This window comes from Synechococcus sp. UW179B (genome assembly GCF_900474245.1).
In the GTDB taxonomy this organism is placed as follows: domain Bacteria; phylum Cyanobacteriota; class Cyanobacteriia; order PCC-6307; family Cyanobiaceae; genus Synechococcus_C.
In genome coordinates this window covers 86,439-98,148 of record NZ_UCNZ01000017.1, presented here as the reverse complement: position 1 = coordinate 98,148, position 11,710 = coordinate 86,439, and the positions used below count along the sequence as shown (strand labels likewise).

At 54.1% G+C, this 11,710-nt stretch carries 10 protein-coding genes; 2 read left to right on the top strand and 8 right to left on the bottom strand.

Annotated features, from left to right (window positions below):
* Window positions 1-48: 48 nt before the first annotated feature.
* The 5 genes from DXY38_RS07165 to DXY38_RS07145 form a co-directional block, all read right to left on the bottom strand.
* Window positions 49-1,563, bottom strand: a complete 1,515-nt coding sequence (locus DXY38_RS07165) for a metallophosphoesterase (RefSeq protein WP_115071081.1) — start codon at window positions 1,561-1,563, stop codon at window positions 49-51.
* Window positions 1,564-1,604: 41 nt separating this feature from the next.
* Window positions 1,605-2,915: a diacylglycerol kinase family protein gene (locus DXY38_RS07160; RefSeq protein ID WP_115071041.1), complete on the bottom strand. Its 1,311-nt coding sequence runs from the start codon at window positions 2,913-2,915 to the stop codon at window positions 1,605-1,607.
* A gap of 60 nt (window positions 2,916-2,975) precedes the next feature.
* Window positions 2,976-3,830, bottom strand: a complete 855-nt coding sequence (locus DXY38_RS07155; RefSeq protein ID WP_115071040.1) for a phosphatase PAP2 family protein — start codon at window positions 3,828-3,830, stop codon at window positions 2,976-2,978.
* A 93-nt stretch (window positions 3,831-3,923) separates the two neighbouring features.
* Complete coding sequence (locus DXY38_RS07150) at window positions 3,924-4,772, bottom strand: formylglycine-generating enzyme family protein (protein ID WP_115071039.1); 849 nt, start codon at window positions 4,770-4,772, stop codon at window positions 3,924-3,926.
* 101 nt (window positions 4,773-4,873) lie between these two features.
* Window positions 4,874-5,884 carry a neuromedin U gene (locus DXY38_RS07145; protein ID WP_115071038.1) on the bottom strand — a complete coding sequence of 337 codons (1,011 nt, stop codon included), beginning with the start codon at window positions 5,882-5,884 and terminating at the stop codon, window positions 4,874-4,876.
* 143 nt (window positions 5,885-6,027) lie between these two features.
* On the opposite strand from DXY38_RS07145, the gene DXY38_RS07140 reads away from it, so the two are divergent.
* Window positions 6,028-7,101 (top strand): outer membrane protein, encoded by a 1,074-nt coding sequence (locus tag DXY38_RS07140; protein ID WP_244279041.1) that lies wholly within the window; start codon window positions 6,028-6,030, stop codon window positions 7,099-7,101.
* Window positions 7,102-7,123: 22 nt separating this feature from the next.
* On the opposite strand, the gene DXY38_RS07135 is transcribed toward DXY38_RS07140, so the two are convergent.
* The 3 genes from DXY38_RS07135 to DXY38_RS07125 all read right to left on the bottom strand — a co-directional run bounded on the left by DXY38_RS07135 (window position 7,124) and on the right by DXY38_RS07125 (window position 10,162).
* Complete coding sequence (locus DXY38_RS07135; protein ID WP_244279040.1) at window positions 7,124-7,615, bottom strand: FAD-dependent oxidoreductase; 492 nt, start codon at window positions 7,613-7,615, stop codon at window positions 7,124-7,126.
* A 53-nt stretch (window positions 7,616-7,668) separates the two neighbouring features.
* Entirely contained in the window at window positions 7,669-8,787 is a 1,119-nt protein-coding gene (locus tag DXY38_RS07130) for a DUF1254 domain-containing protein (protein ID WP_115071079.1), read from the bottom strand.
* Between the two features lie 178 nt (window positions 8,788-8,965).
* A complete protein-coding gene (locus DXY38_RS07125) occupies window positions 8,966-10,162 on the bottom strand; it encodes a DUF1254 domain-containing protein (RefSeq protein ID WP_115071078.1) in 1,197 nt (398 codons plus the stop codon).
* A 59-nt stretch (window positions 10,163-10,221) separates the two neighbouring features.
* Here DXY38_RS07125 and cbiE point away from each other — a divergent pair, with 59 nt between their 5' ends.
* Entirely contained in the window at window positions 10,222-11,487 is a 1,266-nt protein-coding gene (gene cbiE, locus DXY38_RS07120; RefSeq protein ID WP_115071037.1) for a precorrin-6y C5,15-methyltransferase (decarboxylating) subunit CbiE, read from the top strand.
* Window positions 11,488-11,710 lie beyond the last annotated feature (223 nt).

Genomic DNA, 11,710 nt, shown 5'->3' with positions numbered 1-11,710 from the left:
ATCTGCACGAATAGGGCCAGCCTCAGGGCACCCTGGTAATGGGAGAGATCACATCCGCAGGGTGATGGGCTCAGGGTCTGCGTCCTGCCAACCGTTGCTGTCTCGGCAAGAAACCAAAGGTGTTAAGCGGATGCTGAGGGGGCGCCCCTCGGCAATGTCGACCCGCAGCCCGCTATAGCTATCGCGTCCACCTGCGGCTGGCCAGTTCCGCCCGATAAACAGCTCGCTGGTTGCCACCACCTTGCTGTTGCCATCAACGGTTTGTTCCGTCAGCTCCGCACCTTCCCGCCGCTGAGCTCGCAATCCGTAGCCACTGCCGCCACAAATCACCCAGTTGATGTGGCTGTCTGCATGTCCAGTGTCATGGCTGCGAATCACCTCCAAGCAATGGGCGTGGCCGCTGAGCACAAGATCCACGGGGCGAGCCTGTCCCAGATCCTCCCCAAGAGCCAACACAACGGCATCAAAAACATCGCGCAGTTGTCGTCGAATTGCTTTGGTATCGGCCTGACCACATTTTGTTTTCTCGGTGACATAGGCAGGGTGATGCATCGTCAAAATCCTGCCCCTCACCGATCGATCGCGATGGGATCTGATCAAGCCCTCCTTGAGCCATTCCAGTTGCTCATGATCAGCCCATTCGCTTTGTTTGAGCTGATTCATTTGTTTGATTTGACGCTGAAGATCGAAGCATTCCTCCTGGAGCGTCTCCAACTCATCAAACAGTTCATCCCGGTGGTTTTCATCCAGGCTGCTACTCGCCAATCTCCTGTAGACAACGCTTTGACGTTCTTCAAGCGTCCGCAAATCTCTGCGCAAGTTGCGCTGGTTGTTTGTGGCTTGGTCGGACGTGATCAGGGTGTTCGAATCGAGCGCAAACACATCGACACCGGCATGTTGAAAGCGGTAATAGCGATTCGGCAGGCGCGTGTTCACACCAGGCCTGTATCGCAAACATCGATGTCCATCCCAGACGGCGTTGTAATGCAACTTGAGATGGTCTGAAAGTTTGACTGGCGGTATTCGATGGAGAACATCCAAAAAAACGCAGGCATAGGCCTCTCCTTGCCGAGAACCGCGCCATCCCGCGTCGATATCATCGAACCATTGCAAATGGCGACGAAAGGGAAGGGTGAGGCCCGCAATCAAGGCAACAGGCAGCGAGAGGTCGTAGTAGTCGTGATTGCCAAGAACTGGCAGAAATGGCTGATTAAACATCAAGCCTTCTGGGCTGATGGTTTTCCAATCCTTGCCGTGATGAAGCCATTCCCGGTAAGGCCTTAAAAAGTTGGCGCGGTACTGGTCCATAGCGCCTACCAGGTACACCACATCGCCGGTGTGCAGAAGAAAGGCTGCAGCCGATTTATGGGGAAGCAGTCGTTCAGCAATCCGCCTTGGAGGGCTGTGTAAGCGATGACGACCGGTGCCACTATCGCCTAGCACCAAGAAGTGAAAGGCATCATCGATCCCAACGGTGTCATTGCCCTGGTCGATCACAAGTCGGGTCTGATCAATCCCCTGGCGACTCAGTTCCGGATGGTTCCAGCACACGCGAGCGGCCATCTTGCTGATCTTCCGCTGGATGCTGGGATCGCTGGCGAAATTCAAGATTTCAGGGGGATCGGGGCAACCACCTGCAAGGCTCCTGGGTTCACGCTCAACGTGATGGTTTTCGCATCAAGAACTTCACCATCGATCACAAGTTTCTGCACATCATCCAACTCAATCTGTAATTCCTTGGTTCGAAAACAAGCAATGTTGTTGTTGTGATTCGCGCTGCTGCTCATGATCGCTGACCAGGCAAGACTTGAGAGCACAGAAAGGCCACTGATACGGTCCTTCGGAGAAGCAACGATTACCTCGAGCAATCCATCATCCGGAATCACCTCACCGAAACCCTGAGCCATCAGGGAGGTGGCCGGAGCAGCGTTAGCCATCGTGATCGCGCTGGCATCGAGCCGGTATTCCTTTCCGTCAATTTCCATCGTGGCGTGGAAAGGTTGCTGATCCACCAGTTGCCGAGCACCTGAAAAGATGTAGGCCATCGGTCCGAGGATGTTCTTCAATTCACGGCTCGCTTTATCCACCATTCCTGCCTCAAAGCCCAGGCCAGCCAACAAGATCATCGGTTGGTTATTGCACAGTGCAACATCCACCCGACGCAGGTTGCCGAGTAGCAAATTGGTGCAAGCGGCCTTTAATCCCGTAGGAATTCCCAGCGCAACCGAGAAGGCATTGGCGGTGCCACGGGGAATGATGCCAAGGGGAATATTGCTGTTTTGAAGGGCGCTCGCAACGGCACCAACCGTGCCATCGCCGCCCGAGGCAATGATGATCGAATCTCCTTCCCCTTCAGCATCGAAGGCATTGATCTCCTTGATCAAGTCCTTGGCTTGTTCCGCCGGATCTCGATCGGGTCGCGTCTTCCAAATCTGCAGCATGAACTGCGGTTCGAGATGGGCGCGGATTTCGGCCAGTTCCATTTCAGGATCTCCCTGACCGGAAACTGGATTAAAAATCAGATACCCCCGTCGACTCCTTTTAACGCCCTGCATCAGTGCAGATGCCGTGGCTGGATTCAGGGCGATGGGTAGGTCTTGGAGCAGCGCTGCACGAACCAACGGCTCAGACAGCACATCCCTGGCTTGACGTTCAGGTGGAGAAGGGAAGTGGATGAGACCACTGATCTCACCGTTGAGGATCGTGGCGGCCATCGCAATATCTCCGCCTTGGCGAATCGCCCGAGCCTTAACGATCGATAAGCCCTGCAAGGAATGTCGCTTAGCGAGCTCCTGCAGCACGTCTTCTGCGATGAAGAGTGAAAACCCAGATAGCAGTTGGGTGTTGTTGATGATCCACGTCCCAAGAGCTGGGCAGACGTCTAAATCAGCGTTCAGGACAAGGGTTGAGGGCATGGCTTGGTCATGAAGTAAATCGTCTAGCCCTGAAGGAAGCAATGGCTTCCTCCTGTGCGATCAGGGACGCAACGCCTTCTGGTCGAGCGCGCAGTCAACGCCATTGGCGTTTGGATTCAACGTTTGTTGCGCCTTAACTTCTGCTGCTGCTGCTCGTAAATCTGCGCGAAAGACGGGGTTGGCCTGCAATTGGGCCACGGTTGCTGATCCCATCAAAAGACCGGCCTGAACGTCGCTGTGCCAGTGCACATTGCAGACATTTCGGCTTTTGCCGTACTCCCTACCCCTCTGGAGGATTTGATCCTGTCGATTCGGAATGATTTCACTGAGGATCAGAGCCCAGGCCCAACCCACTGAGGTATGGCCAGAGGGATAGGACCAATCGGTGGTGAGTTCCACCTGATCATCAGGTGAGCAAATCGGCTGCTCATTGTTCAAAAACGGTCTTCGTCGCTGGTAATGCTCCTTCGCTTTGTAGGTCGCAAGCCCCGCATCCGTAAGGGTTCGTCGCAGCAGTGTGTAAAGCCTGGGGGTCTCCTCTTCGGAAATACGAATCCCCGACGCGCACGCAAAGATTCCTGCAGCTGCTGGGAAGTGAAGATCGGCATCACGGGCCGCCAATTGCCAACGCGCACCTCCCTGAACAGCAAGAGTCGCCTGCGCAACGGCTTCGTCCAGAGCAAAGGCTGCCGATCCTGGTGAGGGAGGCGGATCAAGCAGTTTCAGGGAATCGGGCCGTGCGTCTTGTGCCAGATATCCCTCCAGCAGACCACGTTTCAATTCCTTCAGAACGGGAGGGGATCCCACGTTGGATTCGCAGTGGGGTGCTGGTTCAGCAGCTTGAACAGGACCGCTAAGGGGGAGCCCCCCGCCAAGCAAAGCCAATATCAACAGACTGATTTCAAGCCGGGGCATCAAAGAACAAGAACTCCCTTAAGAGTTAGCAACTTGCTTCGAGAGCAGCCATTGGAGCGTGTTAATTGAGCACGAATCGGATCAACGCACATCTCAGGCTGAATCAGCTGCACAACGGAATCCCATATGGCAGGTTGCTGTATCGGTCGTTTGTCCCATCAAAGCCGCTGGCCTAAACCGATGGCAGTAGTTCTCAGCACAAAGGAAAGATCCACCTTTGATGATCCGACGCTCCTGCTCACCTTTAGGAACAGGAAACAAGGTGGAGGTCCACTCCCAAACATTGCCGCACATATCAACAAGGCCGTAGCCATTAGCTGGGAACGATCCCACCGGAGACGTCCAGAACCATCCGTCCGTCTGTTCGTTTGTCCAAGGAAAAAGTCCTTGCCAGACATTGGCAAGCCACTGACCATCAGGAGTCATCTCCGCACCCCAGGCATAGTTCTGCTGAACCAGGCCGCCTCTGGCAGCAACCTCCCATTCATCAGCAGTCGGTAAACGTTTGCCAATCCATTGGGCAAAGGCAAGCGTGTCTTCGTAGGCGAGGTGAACCACAGGGTGATCCATCATGTCGGCGATCGTGGAATCGGGTCCCTGGGGATGCCGCCAATCGGCTCCTTCAATCAAGGCCCACCAAGACATCGGTTGATTTCGATCAACCGATGGAGGCGGAGGAATGAAGACCGCTGATTCTGGCTTTTGTTGATCAGGCGGCAGGTTTGGATATAAGACAGGATCGGGCGGCTTTTCTGAGACCGTGACGTATCCAGTCTCAGAAACAAAACGGGCAAACTCAGCGTTGGTAACTGGAGATTTGTCGATCCCGAAAGACTTGATTTGAATGGAACGAACAGGCGCTTCTTCAGGATAAAAAGAATCCGAACCAAGGATGAAATCACCCGATGGAATGACGACCATCCGATCGAACGTATCATTCATAACATCAAGCCAAGAACGAAAGATTGTTAAAAGCAGCCACACTCACCGCCAAGGATGATGGCAAAAGCATCATTCTTGGCATCAGGCATAGGCTGATGAGATCAACCACCCGTAGGGAATAGGAACTGAACCTGGGCGCGCAATGTCCAATCCCCCATAAGAGTTTCACCCGCCACCTCAGGCTTAATCGCGTTGTAATAAGCGCTAAGCGAAGCATTGATTGGCTGCTTTCCAAGCACAAAGACCCTTCCAAAGCCTGCTCCAACAGGAACTGTCCAACCCTTGTTATCCGGAGTATTCCAATTGGCAGTAATAATTGGAGAGCTTGTCAAATACCAACCCTTGGGAAGGTTGTAATTCAAAAAAGGCTGGATGAGCATTTTATTGACATCATTTCTCTTACCATCGCCAGCAAACGACCAAACATTATTAATCAAACCACCAGCAACAATCTTACCTTTGGTGTAAACCAAAACAGCTGATGGGCCAGCACTCCACTTTCCGGAACTAAGCCTGCTGTCGGTCGCCGTTGGAAGCACCACGGTAGGTCCAACACCCACAGTGAAATTACCCTTCAACGTCGGCACGATGAAAACCGAAGGATTGATATCCCCAAGCGCCTGAATCGATTTTCCTTGAGCCCAGGGCTGGGAGATAAAAGGGACAATCGTGCGTGTAACCAGCGTTAGGTCATCGCTCACCTTGAAAGGAACAACAGGCTGCACATTGACAACATTTTGAGTCCGATTGTGCTTGGCCTTGGGATCTAAAAGATTTGGCGCCCATTGTGTATTTGGAGTGCTATTCCATTGAATGGGCAGGCTGATCAAGCTGGCAATCGGATTTTGGGCGGCCTTCGCCAATGACCCCTCCTCCGCAGCGGTCGATTCACCTGGCGTCACCGTGACCGGTTGATTATCTGTACCAGGAGGTTGATCGTCTGTAGATGCTTGAGCGATCTCACTGTGGACTAGAGGTGTGAAATCAAAATCGCTGGGATCCGAGACCAGAAACTGAGCCTTATCTTGCGCTTCAGCAACGGAAGGAGCCAAGAGAGAGGCACATCCAAGCAGCCAAGCCAGGCCAAAACTCCCACGAAAACGCAAGGTCATCAATCCAATTTCAAATCCACTGAGTTTTATTGCATCAAATCAAATCGCCAAGGGCATCATGCAAAAACCAGCACGGATGGGATCAGATTCAGCAGCAGGAACAGAGAGATGCACCTAAATTTCAGCGAATCTCAATGTTATTCGTGACACGCCTTCTCCCCTTAGCTCTCCTCGCACCACTGAGCACGTTGTGCATGGATGCAGTGACGAGACCAATCCAAGCAGCAGATATTGGTGATAACAGTGAAACTCAGATTGAGACCGAGTTGGCAGCAGGCGCCAATGTTGATATCAGCGAAACTGAAGAAATGGCACCCCTCGTGCTCAGTCAAGCAAGTGATGAAGAGACTCAAATCGACCAGGAACAAGACGAGGAAGACAGTTGGCGGGTTTATCTAGATCTTTATGCATTTTTGGTGCCAACGACTTACAGCTCAACCACCATCGACGGCAACAAAAACAACGCGGAGCTTCCTCTGTCGGATGTGATCGATACCCTCGACGAGGCGCTCACCTTTAAAGCCCAGGTTGAATACGGTCGGTTGGGCTTCATGGCGGGTGTTTATCACGGGAGCCTGTCCAGCAGCGGATCCAAATCCTTCTTCAAAGAAACAACGAACCCCCTACGCAATCAGCTGGGACTTCCTTCCGCACTGAGACAACGCACGATTCGCGTCAAGGGAGATCTCGATGTTGACGTCGATGCCAATCAGACCATCGTGGACCTGGCCTTCCGCTATCGGGCAGGAGCCATTCAGAAGCCACGGATGGAAAAAGGAAGCAGCAGCTTCATTGGCCTACTTGGAGCCCGAGTGATCGATGCCAACATCAACACCAGTTGGTCCGCTCGCAGCAATTCCACCGTCTCAGTGGATGGACAACGCTTGAGTCGTGAAAACACGCGCGAATTAGAGAGAGCCTCTAGCGAAAGCTTTGGCAACACCTGGGTGCAACCGCTGATCGGTGCCTTCGGCACGTATGCCATCAGCGAAGACTGGCAGGCCTTTGCCTACCTGGATGCCGGCGGGTTCGGTTTGAGCGGAGAGCAGGATCTGAGCGGAACGGCCCAGGCAGGCATTGCCTACGCCCTGGGAAATTCAGCCCAGATCTCCCTCTCCTATAAGTATTTCGGGCTTGATTACGCCGGAGGCGGTGGAAACGCCTACAGCGTGGATCAAAGCGGCGTGAACTTAGGTCTGCGCTGGTTCTTCGACTGATCGTTGAGGCTGCTCTTGCCGTTCAAGCGCTGAGAGTCTCAGCCACTTGAACGGCTGTGCGCGAGCCACTGGCAATCGCTCCCTCGATGAACCCACGCCAACCCTGGGCATGGTCGCCAGAGGCAAAGAAAAGATGACCTTCTTGGCGTGGTAGTTCGTCGGTGAATCGAGCAACCGTCCCAGGGCGATAGGTGCACCAACTGCCTCTGGAGAGATCGTCACCACCCCAGTCGTGACCAAAGGTGGAGAGCAGCTTGATCCCCGGAATGAATTCCTCCAAAACGAGCTGCCACTCAGCGACCGACTTCTCCAGAGCGTCTGGTTCAAGGCTGAAGCCAGCAAGCACCGAGTGCTTCTCACCACGCTTGTAGGTGAAACTTCCAATCAGGGGTGAATCCGTAGAACGGGACAGGGTCATCACCGCACCGGGGTCGCCTTCCACTTCAAAAAACACCTTGCAGCCACCCCCGACATGCTTGAGCTTCGAGGCAGCTCCACTGCAAACACATCTCATCCTTGGGCACAACTTGATTAAAAAAAGCCCGGGTTTTAACCCGGGCTTTACTCTCATTGAACGGGCTGAAACTGAGGTGGCGTCCAACTACCATCGAAATACGATTCTGTTGGAGAGTAAACGCGAATGGCCACATTCCAACCAGGATAAATATCAAGGTAATTATCCTGATTCTTATCTCCGCCTAGATGAATAACATATTCACCTTTTTCATTGGCCTTCGCAAAAGCACTGTTGATGTTGTACTTTTCACCGGTTGAAAAACCTTTGGCGTCATACACCGTGACGGACCAGAAAGCCCGAGGATCATTCGGCACATCCTTCATCACAAGAGTATGAGGCTCGATGGAGTCAACAATCTTGGGGAAGGGATACACAGCTCCTTGCTTAGGCAATCCACCCCAACCCACGGCAACGCCGAAATTACGCAGCTCATCGCTGATCTCTCCCCTTTTGCCGAATGCATTCTCCGAGGTCACACCCTCAGGTTCACGGCGACTGTTGTAATCAGCACGCAGATCGAGAATCTCCTGCATGTCATAACGATGGTTAGAGATAAATTCACCTTTGTTGGCCTGCTCCAAGCCAATTTGTTTTTGAACAGCAGCGGCAGCTTGCAAATCAGCAGGATCCTGCATGTTCACCTGTGTGCGCACAAATGCGAACACATAGCGACTACCTATGGCCTCCTTCGTTAACTCGTAACGACCGGGCTTATCGCTAACAACCGGAATCCAATGCTCCTCATCCACCACTTCAAGGATTTGGTAGCGGTCTGTTTCAGGCAAGACAACCGTTGCAGGGCTGTCAAGATCCAGCACGGCAAACGAATACAACGTATCGAAATTGGGCCTCAGGATTGTCCGATCCGCTGGATCCATGGCCTGACTGAGGTGCAGAAACTCTCCAACACCCGTGCCACACGTCCCCTTGGCAATCTTGCGAACGTAATCTTCCAGGATCACCTCCGTCTCAGCGACGGCGTAATTGGCCTTGGTCACCGGTGTGACCACAGTGGCTGTGGTCTCAATCGCCGCTTCCGGACAGGCTTTCCCCTGCGTATGCGGATGCACGCCATCGGCTTTGCCCTGGAAGCCAGCCAAAAGGCCAGCCCCTAGAGCAGAAGCCACCACGAGGCTTCTGCCATGACGCTTGAGCGTACGAAACGCCATTGAGATCTCATCCATTTATGTAAGTGATAGCCATGGGTTCAGTTGAAGCCTCAAGCACAACCAGAAAGCTTGATCTTTCATGCACGATTGGGATCATTTAGACGCCCAAGATTGCAAGATTCATGATCAGCGCACCAACTGTGCGCTGATGGATGCCTGCAATCCACAACTCAAGCGATCACTTCACCTGTAGCTCCGGACGCGTCCAGGAGCCATCAAAATAAGCAGGCGTGGGGTTGTAAATCCTCAAGGTTGCATTCCAACCTGGGTAAATACCAAGGTAATTCTCCTGATTGGAGTCACCACCAAAATTCAGCACCACCTCACCTTGATCATTCGCTGTTACGAAGGCACTGTTGACGTTGTAATTGTCACCAACAGGGAAGCCATCCTTGTCGTAAACAGTTAAAGACCAGAATGCATTGCTTCCATTGGGAACATCTTTGAGAGTGAGCGTTTGAGCCTCATCCGAAGACGGGGTGTAGAAGAGGTATACAGCCCCTTCTTTTGGTAATCCACCAATCCCCACAGCAACGCCCATATTGTTTTGCTCGGGAGAAATAACGCCCTTACGGCCATAGAGATTTTCAGACTTCACACCTTGCTCATTCCGTTCTTGATTGTAAGCAGCGCGCAAGGCAAGCATGTCCTCAAGGTTCCATCGATTGGGCTGCACAAAGACACCACGATTCGCCTGGCTCACCTTTAATTTCTTCTGCAAATCCCGAGCCTTGGCAAGGTCTTCTGGATCATTCATATTGACGCCGGTGCGGAACCCTACCAAGGCATTGCGACTGCCAACATTTTCCTTGGTTAATTCATAATCACCAGGGTTCTTATAGACAGATGTATAACCCTGATCATCCACAATCATGGCGCTTTGATAACGACCACCTGTTTCAGGAAGCGTGATTGTGGCCGGATCATTGAGATCCAAAATCAACCATGAATACAAGGTATCGAAATTGATGCGAATCACCGTTCGATCCTTTGGATCTGCTGCTTTGCTGTCGTTCAACAGCACACCCATACCGCCACTGCAGCTTGCCTTGGCAACGTTGGCGATGTACTTGGCAAACACGGTCTGTGTTTCAGCCGCTGCATAGTTTGCCTTCGTGACAGGTACGACCGCATCACTCTGAACAACAACAGCGGGCTCAGGACAGGTGTTCGAGGGCGCAACCGCTTGTGCTTTCGCGGCAGGGAGCACGGCAACAGAGAGCAGTCCAAGGCTCATTGCAGACGTGAAACCAACCAAGCGCCCTGAAATCGAACCAATACCTTGTGCCATGAGCTCTTTCTTTGCTTTCAACGTCCTAATCACGCCGCCATGGTTTGTCCGGCCGTTCACTCGCACAAGTCTTCCACTGAGCACAATCGGGAGCAAACGTCGGGAACGAAAGGACGTTGTGTTGAACCCTGCACAATGACTTGATGATCGATGTGATCGGCACCGACGCCGGTGCTCCCAGCTCGCTCCCACCCGGAGCTCAACGCTTGGTGGAGCAGGCGCACCTGGTGGCAGCCCCCAAACGGTTGCTCCCCGCACTGCAGCAATGGTCTGCGTGCCCAGCAGGCCAGCGTTGCATTGCCAGTGACAATCCCATCGCTCTAAGCGAAGCGTTGCTTGCCCTTGGCAGCGATCAGCGGGCGGTGGTGCTGGCCAGCGGTGATCCGTTGTGGTTCGGCATCGGCCGGATCTTGATCGAGCGCCTGGGACGCGAACGTCTGCGCTTTCATCCAGGCCCCTCGTCCTTGCAACTGGCGTTTGCGCGCCTGGGGCATCCCTGGCAGAACGCAAAGTGGATCAGCTTGCATGGCCGTGACCCGGCGCCCTTAGCGCAGCGATTGCAGCAACGTCCCATCGCCTTGGCCGTGCTCACCGATCCCAGTCGGGGTGGCGTGGACGAGGTCCGCCAAAGCTTGCGCAGCAGCGGCCTGGAATCGGCCTACGCCCTCTGGCTATGCGAATCGCTTGGCCACAGCAGTGAGCGCGTGCAACGGCTCCACCCATCCCAAGCCACGCCTAGCGATTTGCACCCCCTGCATCTGGTGGTGTTGCTTGCGGAAGATCAAGCAGCGCCACCCGCCGATCAACTGCCACTGTTTGGCCTGGAGGATGGTGTGTTTCTGCAACACGCCGACCGACCTGGCTTGATGACCAAACGGGAGGTGAGGATCCAATTGCTCGCTGAGCTCAACCTTCCTGAGCGGGGCGTGCTCTGGGATCTGGGTGCTGGCACCGGCAGCGTTGGCCTCGAAGCGCTGAGGCTGCGGCCTCAATTGCAATTGCTTTGCATTGAGCAGCGCAGCGGTGGGTCCGCATTGATCGCGGCGAACGCCGCACGCCTCGGCGTTCAACCCGCTGCAGTGCTGGAGGGGGATGCCATGGAAGAACTCAGCAATCTCCCGGCAGACTTAGCCGCCCCCGACCGGGTGCTGATTGGTGGCGGTGGCCGCAAACGTCGATCCTTGCTGGAGAGGGTGATCCAGTGCATGGCCCCCAAGGGTGAAGTGGTGATCCCCCTTGCCACGCTCGAAGCCTTGGCGGAGCTGCGACCCGTGCTCGAAGCCGCCGAGTACACGCTGAAAGTGAGTCAGCAGCAAGCCTGGCGAGGCCAACCCCTGGCCGATGGCACCCGGCTTGCCCCCATGAATCCGGTGTTGATCCTCAAGGGAAGCGCTCCTCGGCAGGACTGAGCCTGACGCGATCGAACGAAAAAGGAGCAGAATCATGCCCTTTAAAGGTGGTCAGGATGTCGATTCGAGAAAGCAAACCGCAGGTGTCACCCCTTCGCCTCAAGATCACTTTGTTTATCGCAGGCGTTGGCCCCCTACTCGCTGTTGGGCTGTGGCTCCAATCCAAAGGGTTCTTCAGCTAGGCACGCGACCGTCACCTAGGCGTACCGCTTATGACACCAGG

Bases quoted from the DNA above. Each gene is read 5' to 3' on its own strand.
- DXY38_RS07130 (WP_115071079.1), bottom strand. From the start codon at position 8,787: ATGGCGTTTCGTACGCTCAAGCGTCATGGCAGAAGCCTCGTGGTGGCT.
- DXY38_RS07135 (WP_244279040.1), bottom strand. From the start codon at position 7,615: ATGAGATGTGTTTGCAGTGGAGCTGCCTCGAAGCTCAAGCATGTCGGG.
- DXY38_RS07150 (WP_115071039.1), bottom strand. From the start codon at position 4,772: ATGAATGATACGTTCGATCGGATGGTCGTCATTCCATCGGGTGATTTC.
- cbiE (WP_115071037.1), top strand. From the start codon at position 10,222: ATGATCGATGTGATCGGCACCGACGCCGGTGCTCCCAGCTCGCTCCCA.
- DXY38_RS07155 (WP_115071040.1), bottom strand. From the start codon at position 3,830: ATGCCCCGGCTTGAAATCAGTCTGTTGATATTGGCTTTGCTTGGCGGG.
- DXY38_RS07165 (WP_115071081.1), bottom strand. From the start codon at position 1,563: ATGGCCGCTCGCGTGTGCTGGAACCATCCGGAACTGAGTCGCCAGGGG.
- DXY38_RS07160 (WP_115071041.1), bottom strand. From the start codon at position 2,915: ATGCCCTCAACCCTTGTCCTGAACGCTGATTTAGACGTCTGCCCAGCT.
- DXY38_RS07145 (WP_115071038.1), bottom strand. From the start codon at position 5,884: ATGACCTTGCGTTTTCGTGGGAGTTTTGGCCTGGCTTGGCTGCTTGGA.